The organism is Polaromonas sp. UC242_47, from assembly GCF_044452385.1.
Lineage (GTDB): Bacteria > Pseudomonadota > Gammaproteobacteria > Burkholderiales > Burkholderiaceae_C > Polaromonas.
The window spans coordinates 706,224-731,119 of sequence record NZ_JBIOAO010000001.1 but is presented as its reverse complement, the minus strand read 5'-3'; the positions used below and the strand labels follow the sequence as shown (position 1 = coordinate 731,119).

20 protein-coding genes are annotated in these 24,896 nt (G+C 59.8%); 15 read left to right on the top strand and 5 right to left on the bottom strand.

Features of this window, described 5'->3' with window-relative positions:
* Window positions 1–138 precede the first annotated feature (138 nt).
* The 5 genes from radC (at window position 139) to ACHMXK_RS03565 (ending at window position 5,985) form a co-directional block, all read left to right on the top strand.
* A complete protein-coding gene (gene radC / locus ACHMXK_RS03585) occupies window positions 139–813 on the top strand; it encodes a DNA repair protein RadC (RefSeq protein WP_397437750.1) in 675 nt (224 codons plus the stop codon).
* A 7-nt stretch (window positions 814–820) separates the two neighbouring features.
* The gene (locus ACHMXK_RS03580; RefSeq protein WP_397437748.1) at window positions 821–1,483 is read left to right on the top strand and encodes a Smr/MutS family protein; all 663 of its coding nucleotides are present in this window, start codon (window positions 821–823) and stop codon (window positions 1,481–1,483) included.
* Window positions 1,484–1,783: 300 nt separating this feature from the next.
* Window positions 1,784–2,662 (top strand): response regulator transcription factor, encoded by an 879-nt coding sequence (locus ACHMXK_RS03575; RefSeq protein WP_397437746.1) that lies wholly within the window; start codon window positions 1,784–1,786, stop codon window positions 2,660–2,662.
* A 40-nt stretch (window positions 2,663–2,702) separates the two neighbouring features.
* Window positions 2,703–5,591, top strand: coding sequence for an ATP-binding protein (locus ACHMXK_RS03570; RefSeq protein WP_397437744.1), 2,889 nt, complete (start codon window positions 2,703–2,705; stop codon window positions 5,589–5,591).
* Between the two features lie 7 nt (window positions 5,592–5,598).
* The gene (locus ACHMXK_RS03565; RefSeq protein ID WP_397437742.1) at window positions 5,599–5,985 is read left to right on the top strand and encodes a response regulator; all 387 of its coding nucleotides are present in this window, start codon (window positions 5,599–5,601) and stop codon (window positions 5,983–5,985) included.
* A 150-nt stretch (window positions 5,986–6,135) separates the two neighbouring features.
* Here ACHMXK_RS03565 and ACHMXK_RS03560 read toward each other — a convergent pair whose 3' ends face one another.
* The gene (locus ACHMXK_RS03560) at window positions 6,136–7,011 is read right to left on the bottom strand and encodes a LuxR C-terminal-related transcriptional regulator (protein ID WP_397437740.1); all 876 of its coding nucleotides are present in this window, start codon (window positions 7,009–7,011) and stop codon (window positions 6,136–6,138) included.
* 160 nt (window positions 7,012–7,171) lie between these two features.
* On the opposite strand from ACHMXK_RS03560, the gene ACHMXK_RS03555 reads away from it, so the two are divergent.
* Entirely contained in the window at window positions 7,172–8,227 is a 1,056-nt protein-coding gene (locus ACHMXK_RS03555) for a class I SAM-dependent methyltransferase (RefSeq protein WP_397437738.1), read from the top strand.
* Between the two features lie 11 nt (window positions 8,228–8,238).
* Complete coding sequence (locus tag ACHMXK_RS03550) at window positions 8,239–8,457, top strand: DUF1059 domain-containing protein (RefSeq protein ID WP_397437736.1); 219 nt, start codon at window positions 8,239–8,241, stop codon at window positions 8,455–8,457.
* Window positions 8,458–8,653: 196 nt separating this feature from the next.
* Here the strand turns inward: ACHMXK_RS03550 and ACHMXK_RS03545 are convergent, their stop codons facing one another.
* Window positions 8,654–9,073, bottom strand: a complete 420-nt coding sequence (locus ACHMXK_RS03545) for a hypothetical protein (RefSeq protein WP_397437734.1) — start codon at window positions 9,071–9,073, stop codon at window positions 8,654–8,656.
* 1,430 nt (window positions 9,074–10,503) lie between these two features.
* On the opposite strand from ACHMXK_RS03545, the gene ACHMXK_RS03540 reads away from it, so the two are divergent.
* The 4 genes from ACHMXK_RS03540 to ACHMXK_RS03525 all read left to right on the top strand — a co-directional run bounded on the left by ACHMXK_RS03540 (window position 10,504) and on the right by ACHMXK_RS03525 (window position 16,543).
* Window positions 10,504–11,418, top strand: coding sequence for a hypothetical protein (locus ACHMXK_RS03540; RefSeq protein WP_397437732.1), 915 nt, complete (start codon window positions 10,504–10,506; stop codon window positions 11,416–11,418).
* A 253-nt stretch (window positions 11,419–11,671) separates the two neighbouring features.
* A complete protein-coding gene (locus tag ACHMXK_RS03535; RefSeq protein WP_397437730.1) occupies window positions 11,672–12,064 on the top strand; it encodes a hypothetical protein in 393 nt (130 codons plus the stop codon).
* Window positions 12,065–12,655: 591 nt separating this feature from the next.
* Window positions 12,656–15,808 (top strand): SIR2 family protein, encoded by a 3,153-nt coding sequence (locus ACHMXK_RS03530; RefSeq protein WP_397437728.1) that lies wholly within the window; start codon window positions 12,656–12,658, stop codon window positions 15,806–15,808.
* 114 nt (window positions 15,809–15,922) lie between these two features.
* Entirely contained in the window at window positions 15,923–16,543 is a 621-nt protein-coding gene (locus ACHMXK_RS03525) for a hypothetical protein (protein WP_397437727.1), read from the top strand.
* Between the two features lie 374 nt (window positions 16,544–16,917).
* On the opposite strand, the gene ACHMXK_RS03520 is transcribed toward ACHMXK_RS03525, so the two are convergent.
* A complete protein-coding gene (locus ACHMXK_RS03520) occupies window positions 16,918–18,300 on the bottom strand; it encodes a PLP-dependent aminotransferase family protein (RefSeq protein ID WP_397437725.1) in 1,383 nt (460 codons plus the stop codon).
* 177 nt (window positions 18,301–18,477) lie between these two features.
* Between ACHMXK_RS03520 and ACHMXK_RS03515 the strand changes: the two genes are divergently transcribed.
* Both ACHMXK_RS03515 and ACHMXK_RS03510 read left to right on the top strand, forming a co-directional pair.
* Complete coding sequence (locus ACHMXK_RS03515) at window positions 18,478–18,711, top strand: hypothetical protein (RefSeq protein WP_397437723.1); 234 nt, start codon at window positions 18,478–18,480, stop codon at window positions 18,709–18,711.
* Window positions 18,712–18,866: 155 nt separating this feature from the next.
* Entirely contained in the window at window positions 18,867–21,005 is a 2,139-nt protein-coding gene (locus ACHMXK_RS03510; protein WP_397437721.1) for an ATP-binding protein, read from the top strand.
* A gap of 737 nt (window positions 21,006–21,742) precedes the next feature.
* Here ACHMXK_RS03510 and ACHMXK_RS03505 read toward each other — a convergent pair.
* Complete coding sequence (locus ACHMXK_RS03505; RefSeq protein ID WP_397437719.1) at window positions 21,743–22,624, bottom strand: PaaX family transcriptional regulator C-terminal domain-containing protein; 882 nt, start codon at window positions 22,622–22,624, stop codon at window positions 21,743–21,745.
* Window positions 22,621–22,950: a Dabb family protein gene (locus ACHMXK_RS03500; RefSeq protein WP_397437717.1), complete on the bottom strand. Its 330-nt coding sequence runs from the start codon at window positions 22,948–22,950 to the stop codon at window positions 22,621–22,623. Before ACHMXK_RS03500 ends, ACHMXK_RS03505 begins: the two co-directional genes overlap by 4 nt.
* 303 nt (window positions 22,951–23,253) lie before the next feature.
* Between ACHMXK_RS03500 and ACHMXK_RS03495 the strand changes: the two genes are divergently transcribed.
* On the top strand, window positions 23,254–23,769 hold the full coding sequence (locus ACHMXK_RS03495) for a flavin reductase family protein (protein WP_397437715.1): 516 nt from the start codon (window positions 23,254–23,256) through the stop codon (window positions 23,767–23,769).
* Window positions 23,770–23,849: 80 nt separating this feature from the next.
* A complete protein-coding gene (locus ACHMXK_RS03490; protein WP_397437713.1) occupies window positions 23,850–24,896 on the top strand; it encodes a peptidase M29 in 1,047 nt (348 codons plus the stop codon).

Here is a 24,896-nt window from a genome sequence, read left to right as displayed (position 1 = left end):
AGGGTCAGCCTGGCGGCGATCAAGTGTTTGTAAACTGCCCCTATTGTAGAAAATGCCGCCCCGACGGGGGACTAGCCGCCGTTTTACCCCTGATACTGCCTTTGTGACGGTGTTTTTCACCCCCTGCCCGAGACCCCCATGCTTTTGAAAGACCTGCCCGAGGACGCCCGCCCCCGCGAAAAGCTGCTGGCCCGTGGCGCCGGCGCCCTGAGCGACGCCGAGCTGCTGGCTTTGCTGCTGCGCTCCGGCCTGCCCGGCAAAAACGCGCTGCAAATGGGACAGGAGCTGGTGGACAGGTTTGGCGGCGTCGCCGGCTTGTTGCACACCGGCCCGGAAGCCCTCAAAAGCATCAAGGGCCTGGGCCCGGCCAAACGCGCCGAACTGGTCGCCGTGCTGGAACTGGCACGCCGCGCGCTGGCGCAGCAGTTGCAGGACAAAGCGCTGTTCAGCACGCCGCAGGCGGTGCGCGACTATTTGCAGTTGCAGCTGGGCAGCCGGCCGCATGAAATTTTTGCGGTCTTGTTTCTGGACAGCCAGCATCGCCTGATTGCGCTGGAAGAATTGTTTCGCGGCACCCTGACCCAAACCAGCGTCTACCCGCGCGAAGTGGTGCTGCGCGCGCTGGCGCTGAATGCCGCCAGCGTGGTGCTGGCGCATAACCACCCCAGCGGCGCGGCCGAACCTTCGCGCGCCGACGAAGCCCTGACCCAAACCCTCAAGTCCGCGCTGGCCCTGGTCGATGTGCGGGTGCTGGACCACTTTGTGGTGACCCGCAGCCAGGCCGTGTCCATGGCCGAACTGGGCCTGCTCTGAGACCGCCATGACCAGCCGACACCCCGCCATCAAAGACCTGAAGGGCCTGAAAGCCGTCAAGCTCGCGATCGAAACCCGTGCGCGCCTGGAGGCCGAAGACAAAGCCGCGCGTCTCGCGGCCGCGGCCAAAACCAAGGCCGAAAAAGAGCTGTTTTCACGCGCCATCGGCCAGGTCGTGGCGCTGCCGGTCAAACACCGGCCCGGCCACAAGGCCCAACTGTCGGTGGCACCGCCGGCGCCGATCCCTGTGCAGCAGCAACGCGACGAAGAAGCCGTGATGCGTGAGGCCTTGTCCGACGGTTTTGACGCCGAGACTTTGCTGGACACCGACGAGGCCCTGAGTTTTCGCCGGCCCGGCATGGGGCCGGACGTGGTGCGCAAATTACGCCGCGGCAACTGGAGCATCCAGCGCCAGATCGACCTGCACGGTTTGCGCCGCGAAGACGCACGCGATACCTTGTCGCTGTTTATCCGCGAAGCCCACAAAGCCGGCCTGCGCTGCGTGCGTGTGGTGCACGGCAAGGGCCTGGGTTCGCCCGGCAAAACCCCGGTGCTCAAAGGCCGGGTGCAAAGCTGGCTGATCCAGAAAACCGAGGTGCTGGCGTTTGTGCAGGCACGGCCGGCCGAAGGTGGCGCCGGTGCGCTGGTGGTCTTGCTGGCGCAAAGTTGAGTCGCCTTCAGTCGCTATTCATTCAGTAGCTGCTTGCGCCCGTCCCATCTGGGCTGGAGGCCTCTTTCATTAAAACCCCCCAAGAAATACAGGCGCCAGGCCTGCTTTTTGGTATCGGCCCGGCTCGCCCTTCAAACGGGACGGCCTGCGCCCGCTGCGCATGTGGATGTTGACGTCCAGCGACAGGGCCACGCCGTCCCGGCCCAGAGACACAGTCCAGGAAACAGCGCGCTCTTCCCCTGCCTGATCCGGGCTTGGTCGCCCGGACCCAGCCCATAGACTCCATTGGAAGAAAAGCCAATGGGTAGCACCCAGCCCCATGAACAGCGATCCAGCACCGTGCACGACCAAGACATCTATTCCCTGACCCCTCTGGGTGAACGCCAGCTGCGCGGGGCCATGACCACGGCTTTTCCCGCGGAAGTTGAATTGCTGGTCCGGGTGGATGGCATCCTGACCGTGGGCCAGATCAAGGCCGGCATGAAACCTGTTGCGCCGGCCAACTTCGACGCCACCTTCTCGCGGCTGATCAGGACGGGCCTGCTGCAGCTCCGGCTGGATGACCCCTTTGCCGATCAGTTCCTGATCATGCCATCGACGAAAGCGCTGAGCTGGGCCACCGCACAAGCCGATGCCGGCAGCGCATCGCTGCAAAAAGCCGGCTATTTTGTGTGTATTGCGCACCAGCGACCGCAGCGCGCCCTGACACAGCGTCAAGCGCTGTCCGTCCTCATCGTGGAAGACGAGCCCCACCTGGCCACGTTCCTGCAGCACTACCTCCGGTTTGAGGGCTTCGATGTGCGTATCGCCGCCACGCGGGCCGAAGTCGTGGCCGAACTGCGCCAGCTCCCCGTCCCCGACTTGGTCCTGCTGGACGTGAGCTTGCCCGATGTTGACGGCTTTGACATTCTGCTCAGAATGCGCCAGCACCCGGCGTTCCAGGGCGTGCCGGTGATCATGCTGACCGGCAAGGCCACGCGCGAAGCGGTCATCAAAGGGCTGGCCGGGGGCGCCAACGGCTACGTCACCAAGCCCTTTGAAGCCGACGCCCTGCTGGCAGCCGTGCGCAGCGTGACCGGCCTGCCCGCTGACCCGCCGGCCTGCCCGCCCGGCCGCAGGTTTTGGCCCCAACCCCATCCCTCCACATCCAACCCAAGCAGCGCCTGGCACTCGCCATGAGCCGGTCCAGCGCGCGCAGGCGCACCCTGACGGCACAGCCATGAAATTCAGCTTTCTGACCAAGATCAACCTGGCCCTGGGCGCAGGACTGGCCATCCTGCTGCTGATCGGCGTGGGCGCTTACACGACCATCAATGCCTTGCTGGACGACGCCCGCAGCGAGAGCGACTTGCACGACACCGTGCTCTTGCTGGAGCAGGTGGTGTCCCAGCTGAAAACCACCGAGGCCTGGCAGCACGGCGACCTGCTCACGGTCAATACCAGCGATGGGAAGGCCTACCAGCGGGCCCACTTCGCCGTCAAACCCGCACTCACCGAGGCGCGCGCAGCCGTCGCCAACACACCCTGGCTTCGACCCTGGCCGGAAATTCCCATGGCCCAGCGCCTGGAAGCCATGGCGCAAGCCCTGAGAAGCCGGCCAAAATCCGGGCTGCAGACCGCGTCCATGCTGGTTGACAGCGACGCGAATCGCCAGCTTCTTGAAAAGCTCGACCACCTGGTCGAACGTATCAAGACCAGTGAATCCCTCGCCTTGCAGCGTTCACGCGAAACAAACCAGCGTAGCGCGCAAACCATCAAACTGCTGCTCCTGGCCGGCGGCCTGCTCTCGCTGGGACTGCTGGTCTGGGCCATCGTCGTGATCAACCGCTACGAAGCCAGGCGCCGGCGGGTCGAAGCCCAGTTGTCCGACAGCGTGGCCATGAGCCGCGCCGTGACCGAAAGCATGGCCGAAGGGGTGATCACGGCCACCGCGGATGGTCGCATCGCCAACGTCAATGCCGCCGGCCTGAAGCTGTTTGGTTATCGCCTGCCGGAGCTGCTGGGGCGTCCGGTGACGCAACTGATACCGGCCCGCCACCACCCGGCGTTTGAGGTTTTTTTCAATTCCCTGCTCTCACGGCCCGAGGGTTTCAAGGTGTCCGGCCGCGAAACACGGGGCGTGAACAAAAACGGCGACGAGATGGCGCTGCAAGTGTCATTCGGCAATGTCACGGTGGACGGCAAGCGATTGTTCACGGCCATTGTGTTTGACATCACGCAAACCCAGCGCATCAGCGATGCCCTGCACGCCAGCGAATCCCAGTTGCGCCAGATGAGCGACACCGTGCCGGCCTTGCTGGCCTATGTGGACGCGGAGCAGCGCCTGCAGTTTCACAACAAGGCCTACGAAGAAAGCTTTGACCGGACCCGCGATCAGATCCATGGAAAACACCTGCGCGAAGTCCTGGGTGACACCTTTTATCAAAAGGTGAGCGACAAGATTGAAGAGGCGCTGTCGGGTCGATCGGTTCGCTACGAAGAGGCCAGAATCAACGCCCAGGGCGAGTTGCGGAACTACGACATCACCTACCTCCCGCGTTACGGTGAAGGCGAGCAGCAAGGCCTGGTGATGGGTTATTACGCCCTGGGCAACGACATCACCGAGTTCAAGCGGATTGACCGCATGAAAAGCGAGTTTGTCTCTACCGTGAGTCACGAGCTGCGCACGCCGCTGACCTCGATACGCGGCTCGCTGGGTCTGATCTCAGGCGGTGTCGCCGGCGTGTTGCCCGACAAGGCGCAAAAACTGGTGGACATTGCCAAAGACAACTGCGAACGCCTGATCCGCCTGATCAACACCATCCTGGACAGCGAAAAAATCGAGTCCGGAAAAATGCACTTCGCGCTGCAGGTGACAGCCCTCCAGCCCCTGCTGGCGCAGGCACTGGCGGCCAACGAAGGTTTTGCCGCGCAGCACCAGGTCACGCTGGCGCTGGACGCCCCCGACAGCCGCCTGCATGCGCATATCGACAGTGACTGCCTGATGCAGGTCATCACCAACCTGCTGTCCAATGCCGTGAAGTTTTCACCACCGCAGACGCCGGTTCAGCTCAGGCTGCTGCGCGTCGGTGAACGGGTGAGGGTCGAGGTGATAGACCAGGGCTCCGGCATCCCCGAGGCGTTTCGCAAGCGCATCTTCCAGAAGTTCTCGCAGGCCGACTCATCGGATGCACGGCAAAACGATGGCACCGGCCTGGGGCTGAGTATTTCACGCGCCATTGTTGAACGCATGGGCGGGCGCATGGGTTTCAGCTCGGAACCCGGCCAGGGAACCGTCTTCTTTTTTGAACTGCCCGAGTGCCACGCCGTCGCCGGTCTGGATACAAACACCACCCCCATCGCCCCCAGCTACACGGCGCCCAGGCCACGCATCCTGGTCTGCGAAAACAACAGTGAGGTCGCGGGCCTGCTCGGCACCCTGCTGGACCAGGGCGGCTTTGACGTGGACAGGGTGGACAGTGCGGCGCAGGCGCTGGAGTTGTTGACCATCCAGGCCTACGCCGCGATGACACTGAGCCCGCAACGGCCAGACCAGGCCGGCGGCGCGCTGATACGTGCGCTGCGCGGCGAAAAATACACGCACCATTTGCCCATCGTGCTGCTCTCGGCCATGGCCAGGCAGGGACAGCTGCACTTCAGCCAGCAGCCACTCCTGGTGTCGGGCTGGCTGGAAAAACCGATGGATGAAAACCGGCTGCTCCTCGGCCTGCGGCGTGCGATTGCAGGCATCGCCGGGAACAAACCACGCCTGCTGCATGTGGCCGGCGACCAGGACATACAGCGCATCACGGCCGCCCTGTCGCAGGACCTGGGCACCTTTGAATCGGCCGCCACCCTGGACCAAGCCCGGACCCATTTGCGCACCGGCCAGGTCGGCGCGGTGCTGCTTGACCTGGATCTGGGCCCGGGGGCGATCAGCGGCGCAGAGCTGCTGGCTGAGCTGGCGCCATCCCCGCCCGTGCTGATTTTTTCAGCCAGCGATGTGAGCGCCGTCCACCAGGAGCGCAGAATCGCCCTGCTGCTGAAGACGACAAGGTCCGAGGCTGAAATGAAGGCCACGCCGGCGCCGGTTCTTGCCCGCCCCACACCACGTCAACCACACCACTAGCCTCTCCATGCCGGCCACCCTTCAGCGCATTCTTTACGTCGAGGACGAGCCCCACATCCGCGCCATTGCCCAGATGGCGCTTGAAGTTGTGGGCGGTTTGACCGTTGTCGCCTGCGCCTCAGGCCGGGAAGCGCTGGCAACAGCCCCGGACGCTGGCGTCGACCTGCTTTTGCTCGACGTGATGATGCCCGGCATGGACGGCCTCAGCACGCTGCAGGCCTTGCGCCAGCTACCGGCTACCGCCCACACGCCGGTGATTTTCATGACGGCCAAGGTGCAGTCGGCCGAACTGGCCCAGTACGAGGCGCTGGGCGCGCTGGACGTGATCGCCAAGCCCTTTGACCCGATGGAACTCTCGGCGCAAATCAGGCGGATTTTCGATCGCCCGCGCTAGGCGTCCCGGACCACAACACTTTTCGTGATGCCCTCGCGGCACGCCGGGCCGGCCTGGGCGCAAGCAGCTATTGTTTTTATAGCTGCCTGCGCTTATCTCGTATGGGCGGAATGCCATTTCTTCACAAATTCTCAGAAACAGCCGGCTGACCTAGCCCGGCTGATGTGAGGACCCGATCCGTGCCGCCGAAGCCGCGGCCGGTGACAGCGCGATGTCGTTATTGCTGGAGTGCAAGGGCTCGCGCAGCACCAAACGTTCGCTGATCTCCAGCGCCCGCATCACCGCCGCCGTGCGTGTCTCCACCCCCAGCTTCACATACATGTGTTCCAGGTGTTTTTGCACGGTGCGCGGGCTGATGGACAACAGCGCCGCGATTTCGGTGTCGGTCTTGCCGCAGGCCAGCCAGTGCATGACCTCGCCCTCGCGCAAGGTCAGCGCGGGCGGGTTGAACTCGCTCAGCCAGGGCGGCGGCGCGTTGTCGTGGGACACCACCGCGGCGCCATGGCAGGCGTGGCTGTACAAAAAAGCCAGGTGCGGCCGCAACAACTCCAGCCGCTCGCGATCCCGTTCGCTGAAGTCCAGCCCGCGCCGGTTCAGCACCACACTGACCAGGGTGCGGGGGTTGCGTTGCAGCGGCACGGCGATGGCGTATTCCAGCCCGATGCGCTGGTAGTAGTCGCCATACAGGGCGCTGCGCTGAAAGTCGTGCCGGCTCACCAGGTCGGACAGGCGCCGCGTCTGCCCGCCCCCGGCCATGCCGTGGTGCAACACCAGCGGGTGCTCGAAAAAATGCCGGTCAAAACAGGCGATCTCGTCGGCCCCCAGGCGCACGCCGGGCAGGCCCACCACCTGGCGGTGGCCGGTGAACAGGTCGCAGATCGAAAGCGTGGTCAGCTCGGACGCGACATAACCGTTGAGTGCCAGCACCGCCGCGCGCGCAAAACTGGCGACGTCCTCCGCCTGCGCCTCGATACGCGCCAGCACCTGCAAGGCACTTGCGTAATCGTTGCGGGTGAGGTGGTTCATGGTGCGGCTCCCCCATGGGTCAAACATACGCATTGCTGCGTATTGGCGCCTGGCGACGGCAGGCTCAGGATGGTGAGTCAGGCGATTTTTCCGGTTCAGTATAGGAGCCACTCCCCAGCGGTGCAAGCCAGCGCAGAGGAAGAAACGTAAGGAGAAAACCATGGCTATCAACGAAGAAAAACTCAACGCTTTCATGGGGCAGTTTGTGAATGATTTCGGCGCCGTGATGCATGCCGCCACCATCGTCGTGGGTGACCAGCTGGGCCTGTACAAGGCGCTGGCCGAGGGGCCGGCCACGGCCGAGGAACTGGCACGCCGCACCCACACCGATGCACGTTATTTGCGTGAATGGTTGTCGGCGCAGGCTGCAAGTGCTTACGTCAGTTACGCGCCCGAGAGCCAGACTTTTTCGCTCAGCGAGGAGCAGTCCTTCGCGCTGGCGCAAGAGGGCAGCCCGGCCTTTATTCCCGGCGCCTTCCAGATCACCGTGGCGCAGTTCAAGGCCATCCCGAAAATGCTGCAGGCCATGCGCACCGGCCTGGGGGTGGGCTGGCACGAACATGACGCGTCACTGTTCCACGGCACCGAACGTTTCTTTCGGCCAGGCTACGCCGCCAACCTGGTGAGCGCGTGGATTCCGGCGCTGGAAGGCGTGAGTGGCGCACTGAACCGCGGCGCCCGCGTGGCCGATGTGGGTTGTGGCCACGGCGCCTCGACCATCCTGATGGCGCAAGCCTTTCCGGCCTCGAGTTTCACGGGTTTTGATTACCACGAGCCCTCCATCCTGCATGCGCGCGACGCGGCGCAAAAAGCCGGCCTCGACGGCCGCCTGCGTTTTGAGGTGGCGAGTGCCAAGGACTACCCGGGCAGCAACTACGACCTGGTTGCGGTGTTTGATTGCCTGCACGACATGGGCGACCCGGTTGGTGCCTCGAAACATGTGAGGGACAGCCTCAAGTCCGACGGCACCTGGATGATCGTCGAGCCCTTTGCCAACGACAAACTCGAAGACAACCTGAACCCGATTGGCCGGGCATTTTTTTCAGCCTCCACGTTTATCTGCACGCCCGCTTCACGCGCGCAGGAGGTGGGGCTGTGTCTGGGCGCCCAGGCCGGCGAGGCCCGCCTGCGCGATGTGGTCACACAAGGCGGTTTCCGGCATTTCCGGCGCGCCGCCCAGACGCCGTTCAACCTGATTTTTGAAGCTCGTCCCTGAAAGGAGCCACCATGTCACGCCAATACATCGATTGCCGCGAATACCCCAGCACCATGAACTGCAGCGTGGCGCTCTCGGCCGACAGCGACAAGGAATTGCTGGAAGCCGCGGTGCAACATGCGGTGGCCATCCACGGCCACACCGACTCGCCGGATCTGCGCAAGCAGCTGGCGTCCATGTTCAAGCCGGGCACGCCGCCGCTGAAAGCCGTCCAGGCCAAAGCCACCTGAAGCCTTGATTTGCTATCTATTTGAGAGCAATCTGCGCCCGTCCGGTATGGGCGGGGGGGTCTTTTTCATCTAAGAAATTGGCTCCGCCAACTTCGCATTTACAAGGAAAAATGGCCTGTAGCCCAGGCACCACCTGCGCAGACAGCTACTGAATTAATAGCAAGTCTTGAAGCAAGCAACCTGGGGCGGGCGCACCCTAGAGTGCGACCTGCGTCATGCCCCAGGTGAGCGCCCCCAGCTGGCTCAGGTTGAGTGCGATACCGGTCACATGCAGCTTGCGAAAGCGGCTGATGGCGGTCGTGTCGCCGTCGTGCATCGTTGTGCGCAAAACGTCCATGCGGGTCAGCATCACGTGGTGCAGGACCAGTGCGAGGACCGCCATACATCCCAGGCACACGGACAGCAGCGGCCGGCCCGCCAAGGCGAAAGCAATCGTCGCTGCCGTGGCCATAACCGCGATCAGGCGGTAACAGTAGTGAAACACCTGCCGGATGACGCGCGAATCCATAGCGACGTCGTGCTTGAGGATCAGCAGCGGGGTCGACCCCAGAACGGAAAAACCCAGCGACATGAGCAGCAGGACGGTCGAAATCAGCACAAACGCTTTGAGCAGCATGACAGTTCCCCAGTCGGCGGATAAGCGATTTTCACCCCCCGCTGACGGGGGGCTGACGCGGTCGCGCGAGCTTATGCAGGACAGTTGCGCATCCACTATCTGATTCCTACTAACTATTAGTAATCAGTAAGTACCTGATTCATATCAACTTTCCCTAACTCACACTTTCGGGTCTGCACGCCCCAACGACCAATTTCGTGCGAGGGTGACTCAATTGTTTGTTGGAGTGTGCGGATTCCGGCACGTTGACAAGCAGTGCCGATCTCCACGCCGAGGCCCGAAAAACCGCGACAGATGTTTATTTTCCATCGCCATCGCCACCCGGCCACAACCGGGAGTTCAACGGCGACCGCTAAGCGGACCGAAACTCGGCCGATATTCCTCAGGAAAAATTTGCCCTCTAGCGTCTAAGCCCGGTCAATGTAAAGGAGCTCAGGGGTGCCGTTACTACTTTCCCAGCACTCTTTACCTCGACACCGTGTGGACTATGCTTGATCTTCTGTGGCACATCCGAGGCGTCCCCTACACGTCGATGAGTGAAAGTCAGAAGCTCTTGTACATGCGGCGCATCCTAGGCGGGGACTTTGGCTGGGATCTCAAATTTGCTTTCAATCCCATCAAAGTGCGTAGTGCCGACGCGTCACTCGTTTCTGAGGATGACCTTAACCACTGCAGGACGAGTCTGAATTTATTTACTTGGGCATGGAACATGCTTCGCAGCCATCAAGCCCATAGTATGTTGCCCCCCGCCGAGGTCTTTGACGGGACTAACCTCTGGGCCAGGCATCCCGATCCGTGATGCCTTGGCGGCCTGCACCAGCGGGCTGGGCCAACGCTATCCGGCGTGGCGGGTCAGTTCAGTCCGGCACGGCGGTCGAAGCAGGCCAGTGCATGCAAGTGCGTATTCCGGTCTAGTTGACCACCTGTGCCGGTAATCGTTGACCAGTAATCCTATAAATTCTGGTCTTGCCATGTGGGCTGGTAACGTACACGGCAGAGCAAATTGGCACTATCGGCGATTTTCGAACGTTCGGCCCTGAGGCAGAATACGGCCAACACCGGCCGTTCGTGTGACGTCAAGCGACCGTCTGCTACAGACCGGGAGCCGTCTTTCAAAACGTCTCCGTCACCGTCGCGATTCGACCCTGAGCGGTCTTCCCGATAAAAGTCGCAGAGCCGTCATTCAATTAGCAGACCCCGAGAACCCATTGCACATCGACCTGCTTTACGCGCAAGCTATACTTCTTGTAACACATGCGTTAGCCGCGATACAAACTGCATTGCAGGGCAATGCCCCTCTGGGAAATCGAATCTTGGTAGCGGGGATACCGATAACGGCTAACCCTTCAATCGATAGAGCGTCGCCTAGCAAACCAGGCGTTGCCTCTCATGTCAAACGTTAGTCTCAAGACTCCCACCTGAAGCACTCAATGGACGAGATACTTTCAAAGCAGCATTACCGCAGGACCTTCTTCGTTGTAGTTGGGCTCGTTCTTACACTCGCGCTAGTTGCGAGGTTCTTCGTGTTGCCGTACTTCGCGCCAGCACAGTCATTAGCGGGTGAGGCTTTACTTGGTTCGTTGCTCGACAACCTTGTCGTTTCTCTGCTCCTCGCTGTTTTCCTTGGGGGCTTCGTTTTCTGGCTTACGCCTGCTGTCGTTAAGCGATCCACAATTGAAGTGATTGCGCCAAAGCAGATCAATCCACTTCTTAAATCGGCCGCGAGTGCCACCCGATCGTGGGTCTACAAAGGGGCCTGCGGACGATATACCCGAGCTACGACCATCCCGAAACTGGCAGAAGCGGCACGAACCGAAGGCCTCGGCCGGGACATCACCATCTGCATACTAAATCCAAAGAATGACAATCTGTGTGCTGCCTACGCGACGTACAGGAGGAGCCTGAAGTCCGGAAAATCTGCCGAGCCATGGAGTCGTCAACTGGTGCAGGAGGAGATTCTCGCAACGGCCATAACCGCTCTTAAGTTCCAGTTCTCAGAGCCGCTGCTACGCATCAACGTGTTTTTTGTTGACCACTTTTCTGCGTTTCGCCTGGATATCTCGGATCAGTATGTTGTTGTCACTAAGGAAGATAAGGAAGCGTCAGCCCTGCGGGCAGATGCTGGCACGTACTTCTACGATTCGTACAAGGATGACGTTCGCCTGACAGAGCGCCAATCCAAAGTGATGGTGTGCTGCGGCAAGCTTGAGTTCTCCGGAGCTCTGGATGAGAGCAAACTGCGGGAAGCGGTCAAGTGCGCAGATATTTTTGACGAAGCGAAGCTCGCAGACTTGGACATACCCAGACTCCTGACTGCCATCAACACCCCGCACGCCCCGTACTAAGACAATGGCGCCATCAATTGAGAAACTTGAGAGCGAACTTGTGCAGGGCCGAGTCAGTCTGTCCGAGTTGCTTTCTCTCCGCAGGGAACTACATCGGCCATTCACACTGCATCCGCTCGGCTTCCTCGCATGCACACTGCTGGCCGAAGGGTCTCGGAAGTTTCGCCTGCACTTCTGGCCTGTTGAAGGGGGGTCTCCGCAGTCTTCTGAATGCCAGATTCATGACCATCTCTTTCAGTTTCGGAGTTGGGTTATGGCCGGCGCAGTGGAAAACATTGAGTACGCTGTGTCGGCTGAGGGGCAGGAGTTCGCAGCCTATCGAACCGAATACATCGGCGATCGCTCCATGCTGATCAAGAGCAACAAAACTCTCAAGCTCTCGGAACTGAGACGCAGCACGTTTGGCATTGGTTCATCGTACGTCGTTCAAGCTGGTGCGCTTCACAAAACAGAACGGGTTGGTGCTGACCCGGCTTTCACGGTACTGGTAACCACTGACCAGTCCACAAATGCGCCTTTGGTACTTGGCCCCACAACTGGACTGGATAGATACGTCTATGAGCGAGAGACTTTAGACGACACAGTTGTTGAGGCCATACTTGCTGGGCTCCAGCCCTTCTTTCCTGCGGGCTACCTTCGGGTGTAGCTGAAGGCAAAGACTGAGTGGCTTCTTCTTGTCGCCAAAGATTGCTCCTTGCCGATAGTTGAAGTCCGGGCCAGGTCCATCGAACGATAGCTTCCGCTGGATTCTGTTGAAAACCTCTGCGCTGGCGGAATCTGCAAAAATCTAGAGGGCTCCGAATCATTAACCGCAACGCGATCGTCGCTCCTGGACCGTTCTAGAGGGTCAATTTTTCAGGCCACTGCAACCTCGCAGGCTCGATCGAGTTTTCAACAGAATAGCTGCATAAGCTGCCGTTCAAAGCGACGAACCGAAAGCCTGCAGGGGGAGAAAGAGTAGCCATCGGCTAACTATCGACAACATATGTACTTATCGATAGTCAGCATAGCTGCTGGCATGAGCGAACTGCGAACACTCGGTCGCTGAGGCGAAACAGAGCCCTTCTCGACCGGCACCCTGAATCCAAGCAGCACCGATCATTCGACGGGCTACGACTCGTATTGACCTCTGTGCCGAGACACTAGTGAGCAATATCGTTTTCAGGTAACCTTGTGTAAAGCCGCCGGAAGCGGTTGGTGCTCCGTTCAGGAGCACCGCACAAGTGGAGGACTGAACTTGACCCAGACGCTGTCGGTGGACGCCATGGTGCGTTCAATAGGAATGTTGAAGGACCAGCCGTTGCTGGTCTTCTTGGGAGCCGGCGCTTCCATGAGCTCGGGAATGCCATCGGCCACTCAGTGCATCTGGGAATGGAAGCGGTCGATTTTCCTCACGAACAACCCAGGGCTTGAGCGGCAATTCGATGAGCTATCGCTGCCAACGGTCCGACAGCGAATCCAGCGTTGGCTGGATGCTCAGCGGCGATTCCCCAAGGAGGGGGCGCCGGACGAATACTCGGTGTTTATCGAGGAGTGCTACACACGCGGGGACGACCGCCGTCGCTATTTTCAGGACTGGGTGAAGGCCGCGAATCCCGGCCTGGGTTACCAGTTGCTGGCGGAACTCGCCAGGCGCAGCCTAGTGAGTTCGGTTTGGACGACAAACTTCGATGGGCTCGTCGCACGAGCAGCCACCGCCCACGGGGTCACCGCCGTCGAGATCGGGCAGGATTCTAAAGAGCGCGCAACGCGGCCGATGGCCCTAGACGAGCTGCAGTGCGTTTCGATGCACGGCGACTACCGGTACGACCCGCTCAAGAACACCCAGGGGGAACTCGCAGCGCAGGAGGCTGAGCTGCACACGGCCTTGATCCCCTTGTTGAGATCGCATCCCGTGCTCATCTGCGGCTACAGCGGCAGGGACGCGAGCGTGATGGCGGCATTCCTGGAGGCTTACCAAAATCCCAAGCAGCAACGCCTGCCCTTGTTCTGGACGCAGTACGGAGACGCGGCGGCCACCGGCGATGTGGCAAGGCTGTTGGAGACCGCAGCGGGCGTCGAGCCCCAGCGTTTCCTCGTGCCTGGTGTGACCTTCGACGACGTAATGCGTCGAATCGCCTTGCATGTGACGCGGCCCGACAATCGACAGCGGGTCGACGCTATCCTCGACAGGTTCAAGGCATCGCCCACAACGCAGCGGGCGGCCTTCTCCTTGCCGAACCTGCCGGTTACCGGTCTGGTCAAGAGCAACGCGTTTCTGATGCAGCCCCCTGGTGAGCTGCTTGAGTTCGACCTAACTCAGTGGCCAGCCCGCGGAACCGTCTGGGCGGAGCTACGTGCCCTTGGCGAAGAGCATGGGTTTATTGCCGCCCCATTCCGCGGCAAAGTTTACGCGCTCGCTTCGCCGCAGCAGATTCAGCGGGCATTCGCTGGGAACCTCGCTTCCGAGGTGAAGCGGGTGCCACTCAATGACGAGGATCTGCGCTACGAGGACGGTACTGCTAACAGCCTGATGCGACGTGCGACCGCGTTGGCGCTGGCCGCGAAGGCGGGGCTGCGATGCGATCACGAGGGCCTTATATGGGACCCCAGCAACAGCAACAAGCATTGGGTGGAAAGACGGGAATGGACTGCTTATTGGGCGGTCATTTTGCAGGTCAAGACGGTGAGCGGTGCATTGGCACTGGTATTGAAGCCGACCCTTTTTGTCACCGATGCGGAAGGCCACGAAGCGCCACGGGTGGTGGCCAATGCGGTCAAGATGAAGGTGCTTGGCTACCAGCATAACGCCGAATTCAATGAGGCGCTCGAGTTCTGGCGTGGGAAGCTTCTTCCTGAGCGTGAGACTGCGCTCCGTTTCCCTGACGTGGACGAGGGCATCAAGTTCTCCGTTTCGGCTCGGCCCTTGTTCGCCAAGATCACCGACGAGCGTACAACCTCGGTCAGGCTGAACGACAAGCATGAGCGTTTGGCCTCGCAGGTTGGGCTGCAGATCGCGGAGCCGCGGCTGTCCTTCTTGCCGAAGTCGGGGAGGGGGACGGCTTTCGATACACACCCCATCCGTGGCTTGATACAGGATCGACCATTCGATGCGCTGTTGACGGAAAGCGGGATCGCCACCAACATTCGCGCCGCCCTGATCGCGCCCGCCAGGGATGGACGGCGAGTAAGCGAGTATCTCGGTAAGCTCCAGGAGGCGATTGATCCGACTCGCTCGGATGAGGACTATTTGTTGGCCTTTCCGGGTTTCAGCAACGCGTTCAAGTGCGGACTGGAGGTGACACAGCCGGGCGGTAAAGGGTTTGTGGGTCTCGACGAGCCAGCCGACTGGACGACGGCTTCCGCACGTGAGCTGGGGGCGCGGATCGCTGCGGCCGTTTCCTCATTGAAGGCAGCTGCCAACCCCAGTGTGATCTTCATCTTCATTCCTTCCCGGTGGAGTGCTCTCCGAGGCTATGACGTCGAGGGCGAAAAGTTCGACTTGCATGACTTCGTCAAGGCCTCAGCCATCCCGCAGGGCGTCGCCACTCAGTTCCTGGAGGAAGACACGCTCACACATCCCCAGCAGTGCCGGGTTCGTTGGTGGCTCTCGCTCGCGACCTATGCGAAGGCCATGAGGAGCCCCTGGGCGCTGGAGGGCCTCGACAAGGACTCCGCATATGTCGGCATTGGCTACAGCCTGCGACATCGGCCTGGGGAGGAGGGGAACGTCATACTGGGCTGCAGCCACCTCTACAGTCCAAATGGACTGGGCCTGCAGTTCCGGCTGAGCAAGATTGAAAATCCGATTATGCGCAGGAAGAACCCCTTCATGAGTTTCGATGATGCCAGGCGCCTCGGCGAGGGCATTCGTGAACTCTTCTTCGAAGCCAACCTCAGGCTGCCCAAGCGCGTTGTCATTCATAAGCAAACCCCATTCTTAAAGGAGGAGCGCGAGGGATTGCAGGCCGGCCTGGAGGGTGTGGAATGTGTGGAGCTCCTGCAGATTCACATTGACGACACATTGCGGTATGTGGCTTCCAAGGCAGACAGGGCGGGCGCTCTACAGATCGACGGATACCCGATTCATCGAGGCACCACGATCGTTGTGGACGATACGACGGCGCTCCTGTGGGTGCATGGCGCCTCGACGGCGCTTAGGGCCAATCGTTCGTACTACCAGGGCAAGCGTCGAATTCCAGCACCTCTTGTACTGACTCGGCATGCCGGGACCAGCGACTTGATGACGCTGGCCGCCGAGATCCTAGGCCTCTCGAAGATGAACTTCAACAGCTTCGACCTCTATGGGCAACTTCCGGCAACCATCGAGACTTCGAGGCGCGTTGCCAGGATCGGCGCACTGCTTGACAGGTATTCTGATCGGTCATATGACTATCGTCTGTTCATGTGAGTGGCCGCGAGGACTTAGCGTCGGTGAGATCGTATAAGTCCGGTTTGCAAACGGGGGGGAGTTGTGATCAAAAAAAAGACTGAGATAGTTTTCGTGTCGAGCTTGAAGGGGGATGTGGCGAGCAGCGATTTCTTCGCCCGGATCTTTAGTGATCCAGAGCTGAGCAGAGATTTCATGATTGCCAGGATGGGGCCAGCCAACATCAGCGACGTGCTGCGCGAATGGATTACCGAGAACGGTATTTCATCGTTGTTCAACTACCATATCACCTGCGATTCTGTGCTACATCCGGGAATTAGGGTAGACGAGATCGAAAAGCTTATTCTTGGCTTCCTAGGCGCACTGCGAGGAGTGAAGAGCCTGTTAGTCATCGACCCGTACTTCTACACGTCGGAGCCGGCAGTTCTGGCGCTATTTGAAAACATGGTGCGCGAGTTGTCGGGCTCGCTTGAGAGCGTCACGTTCTTCACTAAGACGCATTCAAATGACAAGGATCGCGCCAAGGCCGATCCCACGGCAATGCACGCGGTTCTAACGAAAGTTGTTCCGGCGATAAAGATAAAAGACGTGAAGACCGATGAGTTCCATGACCGTTTCTGGCTCGACCCTGAAAGCGGCAAGGGATTGGTCATGGGCACGTCCTTGAATGGTGTTACGAAGAAGATTGCTTTGATTGACCACTTGACGGCTGCCGATGCTACCCAGCTCGCCAGGATGGCATTAGCGCTGGTCTAGGCCGTTGAATGAATTAATCTCTGCAGAATCACTATGGGTTAATTCTGTCCATGATTCGTTAAAACCCATTGTCAGTGTCCGCTTGTGGCCGTCGAAAGCAGTCGCAGCGGCTGACTATTGATAATTGAATTTTTTCGATAATCAGCAAATGACGGTTTGCGGCCAAATCCGGCCGGTCGATGTGGCTGCCTGATAGCGGCCGCTCGGCGCCGCTCTCGACCCAAAGCAGACGTTGTCCTGCACGGCTCACGTAGCTTTCTTCCAGTCTGTCCACTTTCGCGCGTGATCTCACGATACATAAACACTGAGGCAGCAAACCCATGTGCGACCGCATTGAGAGAACTCCTGAATGATGCGCCGTGTTTTCTGGACAGTTAAACCACAGCAGCGCTGAACGACTCGGGCCGCCGCGCAAGCAGATGAGACAGCCGTTGAAGACCCGCCTGTAAGCGTCCACGGTCCTTGATGCTGCCCAAAGAGATCCGAATGGCATTCACGGATCCGCTGCCAGTGGCGAATGCCTCCGCCGGCGTGACGGCTATGCCCTCGCTGTCGGCTGCACGCGCAAGCTGTGAGGAGTTCCAATACCCCGGCAACTCTAGCCATACATGCAGGCCGTCCCCAGCGCCGCTGTACCGCCCCGCCAGAACATCCCTGGCCATGCGGTGGCGCAGACGCGCCTCCTTGCGTACGCCTTGCATCAATGTTTCAGCCGAACCGTCGAAGATCCACTGCGTGGCCAGTGCGGCCGTCAGGGGAGCGACCATCAGCGCAAATGATCTTAGCGCGACGAGGAAACGCTCGCGTTCGTGCGGGTCACGTATGAGCACGAAGGCGACACGCAAGCCGGGCGTCAGGCATTTCGACAGGGTTGAGATGTAGACCACCTGTTCCGGGGCAAACGTGGCAATAGGTGGTGGCGGGGCATCGGCAAGGAGCCAGTAGGGATCGTCCTCGACGATGCGTACATTGCAGCGCTTCGCGATGCTGGCGAGCTCCTTGCGCCGGCGTTCTGGAATGGTGATGGCGGTCGGGTTCTGTAATGTCGGATTGAGGTAGACCAGCCCAGGCTTGTGCTCGCGGCAGGCTTGTTCAAGCGCCTCAGGCAGCATCCCGTGCTTGTCCGCTGCCACCGCAATGATGCGCCGGCCGAATTGGGTCGCTGCGGCACGCAGGCCGGGATAACTCATTGGCTCTGCCAGGATCACATCGCCAGGCTCCGTCAGCGCAAGAATCAGTGCGGCGATCGCCGCTTGCGCACCCGGACAGACAACAACCTGCCCTGAATCCAGATATCCAAACATCGGTGCTAGCCATTTGGCTCCCGCCTTGCGGTCAGAGTCGCTTCCCCCACCCAAGTGGTAAGTCATCAGCAATTCAGTATCTGCCCGCATCAATACTTGAGACAAACCTTGTTTCAACATGTCGTCGAAGTCCACGCCATCCGGCGGTGGTGGGGTATTCATGCTCAGATCGAGGATAGCGGTCAATTCGACTTTCGGCGCCGCGACATAAGTGCCTCGAGCGCCGCGTCCCTCCAACAAGTGGCGGCGTCTGGCTTCGTCGTATGCGCGCGTGATCGTCGTCAGGTCGACGTTCAACTGTGCTGCCAACTGGCGCTGCGGAGGTAGACGGTCACCCGGGGTCAAAGATCCGTCTGCCACCGCCGCCTGCAAGGCATCCGCAATCTGCAAAAAACGTGGTCCGCCCTGCGCGGCCAATCGCGGCAACCAGATTGGCAAATTGTCATCTTGCATGGTTTTCAACGGCGACGTTTTGTCTCAATGTATGGAAATTGCTTTTAAGTAGTATGTCCCGGAACGTGCAGCAACACCATCCTTGTATGGCAGTCGCTGACGTTTTCGCCTCTCTCATCTGGGAGGTAGCGCTCCTCACGATAGACAGTGTCAAGTCATAGGCTGGAAATTCTCAAAATGTTCGATTGGATCCCTGTAGTCTTCGGTACGTTCAAGGCTCTCGCGCTCGGCACGTGCATGTTCTTCGCCATCAAGTGGCATTACGACCAAGGGAAGAAGGGGGCGGACAAGCGCGGGGTGCTGCGCGCGGGCGGCAAGGTGGCTGCCGTCTTCGTGCTATCGCTCCTGGGCCTGGGGCTCTTCGCCTTCGCCCTTGCCAGGATGCTCGGTTTGGACTTGAGCCTCCCATGATGGCAAAGAATGGTCGGCCGATATCCAGTCATGCGACGAACCTTGCATTCGTCGGACGACCATAACTTGTAACTTCATCGAAGATGACGGTATTGGATAATCCATGCTTCATGGTATTCCTGCGCAGTACAGCCAACGTTTGACAGAGGTGATCTATGTTTAAGCGGCGGCATTTTGGCGCCTTGTTAATTTTTGCCGTTTGCACACTCCTATCGATACTCATTTGGGCGTTTTTTGCCGTCCAGATTCGTCATGAAAGAGACGACGCAATCAACGCACAGGCGCGGCATAACGCAAATTTGGCAATGATCTTTGCTGAGCAAGCCGTAACGACAGTGCAAGATGTTGACGGTCTTCTCATGGACATGCGTCGGGCCTACCACGACAAAGGGCGCGCGTTGCGGCTCGAAGACGTGCCAGTTCCGTTGAGCGTGGCGGCGAAAGCCCTCGTCTACCGCGCGATCATCGACGAAGACGGTCGGGTGGCTATTGGGTCTCTAATCCCTGAGCCGGTCAACGTTGCGGATCGCGAGTATTTCAAGTCGCAGAAATCCAGCCAGGCCGACGATTTGGTGGTAGGTACAGCGGTTTTGGGGCGAACCACCGGCCGCCCAACTGTTCATGTCAGTCGACGCATCAACAAGCCGGGGGGCGGCTTTGGGGGGGTGGCCGTGGCCGGCCTGGATCCGACGATTTTCACCAAGCTTTACCAGAAAGTCGAGATGGGAAAGAGTGGGCAGGTCACGTTCGTTGGGTTTGACGGCCTGACTCGTGCGCGGCGCCTGGGGTCGGTCGTGAGCTTTGGTGACGACTCATCCAAGAGCCCCAACTTCCAGAAAATTGTGGCAGAAAGGGAGCAGGCGCCCAGCGGTAGCATGTTCGTCAAGAGTGCAATCGACGGGGTAGAGCGCGTGTTCAGCTTCAAGGTGATCCCTTCCTTGTCCATGGTTGTGGTTGTTGGCACGGCGTCGGAAGAAGCTCTCGCGGCGGCAACCACGCGGGCTCGTCGCTACACCCTCACAGCGGCAGGCGCGAGCCTGCTATTTTTGTTATTGGCCTTTGTGCTGTCGGCAGCTTATATCCGGCAACGCAGGCACACCTGGCTGCTGGCAGAGAGCGAGGCCAGGTACCGCGGCACTTTCGACCAGGCCGCCGTGGGCATCAGTCACACGACCCTTGACGGCCGGTTCATCCGGGCCAACGGAAGGCTGGCCAGCATGCTTGGCTGGTCCCCTGAGACGCTCCGGGAGGCCGTTGTTGCCGATGTCACGCATCCCCTGGACCTTGCCGTGGTTTCCAAATTGCGCCGCGACCTCCTCTTGATGCCCGACCTGTCCGGTCAACTCGTCACTGAATTCCGGCTTTTGCACAAAAGCGGTGCTGTAGTTTGGGCCAGTCTGGCCTCCAGCATCGCGTGCAAGCCCGACGGCAGCCCGGACTATCTCATCAGTGTCATCCAGAACATCACCGCCAGGCGGCTGGCACAGCAAGAAATAGAGCGCCTCAATCACGAACTGGAGCAACGTGTGGAGGCACGTACCCGGGACCTCAAGGAAGCCAACAAGCGGCTCGAGGCGTTCTCATACTCCGTTTCCCACGACTTGCGCGGGCCACTGACGACGATCGATGGGTTCAGTGGCTTGCTGCAGCGCCGCGAGGCGGTAAAAACCGACGAGAGCGCGCTCGCACTTGTCGGTCATGTCCGCGCTGGCGTCGCCAAAATGTCTCTGTTGATCGACGGCCTGCTATCGCTTGCTACGCTCCCGCGAGCGGGAGTGGTCCGGAAACCTGTTGATCTCACCGCCATCGCCAAATCATTGCTCAAGCAAGCCGCCCAGACAAATCCCGAGCGGACAGTTGAGGTCGGCATTCAGGAGGGAATGGTGGTGCAGGCCGACAACCGGTTGATGAACTCGATGATGGCGAACCTGATCGGAAACGCCTGGAAGTTCACCTCGAAAACGAAGCTGGCGCGTATTGAAGTGGGCTGTCAGCCTGGCTTGGATGGGCTGGTCGTCTTTTTCGTGCGAGATAACGGCGCAGGTTTCGACATGGCGCATGCTGGCGAACTGTTCGGAGCTTTCCAGCGCTTGCACACGGCCTCCGAATTCCAGGGGACCGGCATTGGCCTGGCCATTGTCAAACAAATCATAGAGATGCACCAAGGCGAAATTTGGGTTGAGGCTAAGCCGGAACTTGGGGCAACGTTCTATTTCACGATTGGCACTGACGACCTCCAGTCAACGTCAGAGAAGGATTGCGTCAGTTTGCAAAGGCCGAAAAGCTCGGTATGAGGACGATCTTTGCTGAGGAGTACAGAGACTACATCTCGCGGCACTCGATGAACTGTGTCGTAAGGGTGAACGGGCAATACCATTGCTTCTGTCCGATTTCCTCTTTCGGCTTCAAATACAACGTAGCTGGGTAGTCGTCGATTTCGATTGCCATAGCGATTGGCAAATTCGACCTCCCCCATTTCAAGGGCAAATCGCGCCAAGCCATCAACTGCCGCTACCTTTGAGACACTATTGTCAATTTTTTGCGCAGCAGCCATCTCCCATTGCGGGGCCGTATTGAGTGACTGCTTCAGAGTTGGCCCGATGACCGCAAGGGGCCTATTCTGTTGAAAAACTCGATCAAGCCTGAGAGTTTGCCGTGGTCTGAAAAATCAGCCCTCTAGAACAACCCAGGAGCGACGATCGCCAGGCGGGTATGGTTTGGGGACCCCTGAATTTCTCCAAAATTCACCGTTGAAGAGTTTTTCAACAGAATAGGCCCAAAGCTGCCTCAGGATGCGTTGGCCGGTTGAATCCAAGGCCCGTTGCAGTCCTTCCGCTCTGGGCGAGCTGACGTTCACTGGATCTCGGCATTGCGGATGGAACAGCGGACGGGCGAAGATTGTCAGTTCGTCACCGTTGCCTCGCCCGCCGGAACATGCGGCGCCTGGATATACGGGCGACCTCGTCGAGGGGCAGCCGCGAAGCGCAGAACGAGAGACCGTTCGCCCATGTGCAGCAACGACCGCAGGCCCTCATACGTACTCGTTTATGACCTGTGTGACATGTTCTGCGGCGAGTGCGTTCAGTAGGCGGTGCAAGTCGCTGAACACCTTGCGCGCCGTGATCCCGACCCAGTTCGCCGGCAGTAGTTCGTGGGGAAGCGCAGGATCCAGGAAAGGCAGCCTTCGCCACTGCGTCATCATCGGCACGTAGAGCCGGAATGCGTCGCCCGCCGTCCCGTTGCCCTCCCGCAGAAGCGCCTGCCACTGGGCGACCTCCGGCTGATAGAGCTCCACGAACTCTTGGTATTCGTTGCCCAGCGCGTCCAGGTCCCACCAACGCGATACCTTGGCACGGAGATCGCCATAGGCGCTGGGCTGGCATACGAACAGCTCGACATACTCCCAGAGCTGATGTTCTCGGATGTACTCGACCGCATCGGATTGCAGTCGAGCCGGGCCAATCGACAGTCCGGCAACGACACTGCCGAAACCCATCCGGGCGAGTCCCGCACGAATCTTGCGGCGATGCTGACGTTCACTCTCCGGTACAGAATACGACACAAGAAGCCATGGTTCATCCACCCCCATAGCGCGTGTCGAAAAGATCCGCGCGTCGCCTGCGAGCATATGCGGCTCGAGGTCTTCGGACAACGTATAGCCACTGCCGCTCGCCGTCCTCTGGCTAACAAGCACTCCCTTGGCCTTCAGCCGCGAGATGGAGGACCGCACGCTGGAGGGTTCTAGATCCAGTCCAGCGAGGAGCCGGATCACTGCGGCGATGGGAATGACCTTCCCCGCGGGCCGTGCGTACAGTCCGAAGAAGGTGAGGACGTGTCGGTAGTGCGTCGGCTGTTCATGGCTTCCGCGTTCTCGTCCCGCAATGAATTCGTCAATGGCGATTGGGGCTTTCATATCTCGTCCGTTTTGTTTGTCGGTTGCGCTCGATTGTCGAGGCTGCTATCCAATACAACGATTTCGTTGATGTGGGGACCCAGCTGCGTCATCAAACGATCGTGGGCGGCGCCGGTCCGATAGGAATCGAGCGCCGCCTCGTCCGAGAAAACGGAAACCAGCGCGTGGGTATAGGCGGTCGAGGTACGTGATTGGTTGTCGACAAGGTCGAAACGAGCCACGCCTTCGCATTCATCAGCGATGCCCTTAAAGCAGGTTTCGATCTGCGACCTGAAGGAGGCGGACACCTCCTGGTTGAACGCCATCATCACGACATGTAAATACAAGATGCTTCTCCTTCTACTGCCCGCGGCCAAGCGGCGCCCGCCGCTTGAATTCGTTCGGTAGTTTATCCGGTCGTAACGGATAAGAGACACAGCGTCAGCCGATACAAGCTGTGAGCCTCGCGCCCGCGTTACCGGAGGCCGAGGTGATGCCACTTCAGAGTACTGCGGAGCGATCAAAATTCTTCGTGTAGGTATTTACCCTTGCTAATGTTGCAAACATAGGACGATCGCAACATACTTGAGCCATATAGGTGATTGTTTTCTTTCAAACAACGTGCAGAGCACGCCCATGGAGTAATCGCTATGAAGAACGCTGTTGGATTGGACCCCAAGGTGGTGCGCGAAGCCTTCGGCCACTACCCGTCGGGAGTGGCTGCGATCGCAGCGCTGCATGCCGGACGGCCGCATGTGATCGTTGCTTCCAGCTTTTCGGTGGGGGTATCGCTGGACCCTCCGCTGGCGGCCTTTTTTGTTCAAAGGACTTCCTCGACCTGGGGCGTCCTGTCGGCGGCCCCTCGTGTGGGCGTGTCCATCCTCAGCGCAGAGCACGCATCAATCTGCAGGCAACTTGCTTCGCACGACAAGGAAGCCAGATTTCAGAACGTGCAAACAGAAGTGACGGAAGACGGGGCGCTCCACATCCTTGGCGCGCCAATCTGGTTCGACTGCAGCATTTTTGCCGTTCACCCTGCGGGTGATCACTACGCCGTTCAGCTGTTGATCCATGACTTACATCTGAAGAGAGACACCTCCCCCCTGATGTTCCATCGCTCTCAGTTCACGCGGCTCGCGAATGGTGCGCAACTCGCATGTGCCTAGCTCGCTGCGAGACGCCTCCGATCTCGGGAACGTTCCCGGTTTTGGTTCGGATATGCAATGCTTGAAATGGAGATTTGAGAATGTTGATTGAACGCATCGAAGGTAAGTGGGTCGCCGATTTTGTCGAGGTGTTCGGCCTCTGCCGCGTCAAACCCGGCGAAGTCGCGGCGATCCTATCGGAGTCGCAATCGCGTCCAGTCTTGGCGGAGCTCGCCGAGCTGGCGCTGATCCAGTTGGGTGCAAAGGTGTTCCATGTGCGCCTCGTCACTCCGCGCCTGAAGGAGGCGGTTCCGGTGCGTTCCACGGGGACGTCCCTGGCGATCGAAGGACTCGACCCAGTGATCCAGGCGCTCTCGTCGAGCCAGTTCATCGTCGACTGTACGGTGGAGGGATTGCTGCACTCCGTGGAGCGTGCCGCCTTGGTCGCCAAGGGCGCCCGGATCATGATGATCAGCAACGAGCACCCTGAAATCCTGGAACGGGTGAAACCAAGCTTGCTCGTCCAGGAAAAGGCGCAAGCAGGCGGACGCATGATCACGGAGGCGAAGTCGATGCGCGTCACCTCCGCGGCGGGTACCGACCTTACCGTCAACCTCGACGGGGTCCAGGGACGCGGCAGCGCGGGAATTGCCGACCAGCCGGGCAGCTTCGGCTATTGGCCCGCCGGCATGTGCATCTGCTATCCCAGCAATGGCAGCGTGAACGGCAAGCTTGTGCTCGACCGTGGCGACGTGAACCTCACCTTCAAGCGCTACCTGGAGTCGCCGGTCACGCTGCGCATCGAAGACGACTTCGTCACCGCCATCGAAGGCGAAGGTCTCGACGCCGAGTTGATGCGCTCCTACTATGAAAGTTGGCAGGACCGAAACGCCTACGCGATCAGCCATGTGGGATGGGGCATGGCGCCCGCCGCTCGCTGGGATTCGCTAGCCATGTATGACAAGCGTGACACCAATGGCACCGAACTGCGCGCCTTTGCCGGCAACTTTCTGATCTCGACCGGCGCCAACCCGGCGGCCGGCCGATTCAGTGCTTGCCATTTCGACTTCCCCATGCGCAATTGCACCGTCAGCCTCGACGGGCAAGTGGTCGTGCGTGAGGGCGTATTGCAGGGAGGGTTGGCATGA

Excerpts from the sequence above, each read along its gene's own strand:
- ACHMXK_RS03540 (WP_397437732.1), top strand. The coding sequence starts at position 10,504 with ATGGACGAGATACTTTCAAAGCAGCATTACCGCAGGACCTTCTTCGTT.
- ACHMXK_RS03495 (WP_397437715.1), top strand. The coding sequence starts at position 23,254 with ATGAAGAACGCTGTTGGATTGGACCCCAAGGTGGTGCGCGAAGCCTTC.
- ACHMXK_RS03550 (WP_397437736.1), top strand. The coding sequence starts at position 8,239 with ATGTCACGCCAATACATCGATTGCCGCGAATACCCCAGCACCATGAAC.
- ACHMXK_RS03545 (WP_397437734.1), bottom strand. The coding sequence starts at position 9,073 with ATGCTGCTCAAAGCGTTTGTGCTGATTTCGACCGTCCTGCTGCTCATG.
- ACHMXK_RS03515 (WP_397437723.1), top strand. The coding sequence starts at position 18,478 with ATGTTCGATTGGATCCCTGTAGTCTTCGGTACGTTCAAGGCTCTCGCG.
- ACHMXK_RS03555 (WP_397437738.1), top strand. The coding sequence starts at position 7,172 with ATGGCTATCAACGAAGAAAAACTCAACGCTTTCATGGGGCAGTTTGTG.
- ACHMXK_RS03505 (WP_397437719.1), bottom strand. The coding sequence starts at position 22,624 with ATGAAAGCCCCAATCGCCATTGACGAATTCATTGCGGGACGAGAACGC.
- radC (WP_397437750.1), top strand. The coding sequence starts at position 139 with ATGCTTTTGAAAGACCTGCCCGAGGACGCCCGCCCCCGCGAAAAGCTG.
- ACHMXK_RS03535 (WP_397437730.1), top strand. The coding sequence starts at position 11,672 with ATGGCCGGCGCAGTGGAAAACATTGAGTACGCTGTGTCGGCTGAGGGG.
- ACHMXK_RS03520 (WP_397437725.1), bottom strand. The coding sequence starts at position 18,300 with ATGCAAGATGACAATTTGCCAATCTGGTTGCCGCGATTGGCCGCGCAG.
- ACHMXK_RS03575 (WP_397437746.1), top strand. The coding sequence starts at position 1,784 with ATGGGTAGCACCCAGCCCCATGAACAGCGATCCAGCACCGTGCACGAC.
- ACHMXK_RS03565 (WP_397437742.1), top strand. The coding sequence starts at position 5,599 with ATGCCGGCCACCCTTCAGCGCATTCTTTACGTCGAGGACGAGCCCCAC.
- ACHMXK_RS03560 (WP_397437740.1), bottom strand. The coding sequence starts at position 7,011 with ATGAACCACCTCACCCGCAACGATTACGCAAGTGCCTTGCAGGTGCTG.
- ACHMXK_RS03570 (WP_397437744.1), top strand. The coding sequence starts at position 2,703 with ATGAAATTCAGCTTTCTGACCAAGATCAACCTGGCCCTGGGCGCAGGA.
- ACHMXK_RS03510 (WP_397437721.1), top strand. The coding sequence starts at position 18,867 with ATGTTTAAGCGGCGGCATTTTGGCGCCTTGTTAATTTTTGCCGTTTGC.
- ACHMXK_RS03490 (WP_397437713.1), top strand. The coding sequence starts at position 23,850 with ATGTTGATTGAACGCATCGAAGGTAAGTGGGTCGCCGATTTTGTCGAG.
- ACHMXK_RS03580 (WP_397437748.1), top strand. The coding sequence starts at position 821 with ATGACCAGCCGACACCCCGCCATCAAAGACCTGAAGGGCCTGAAAGCC.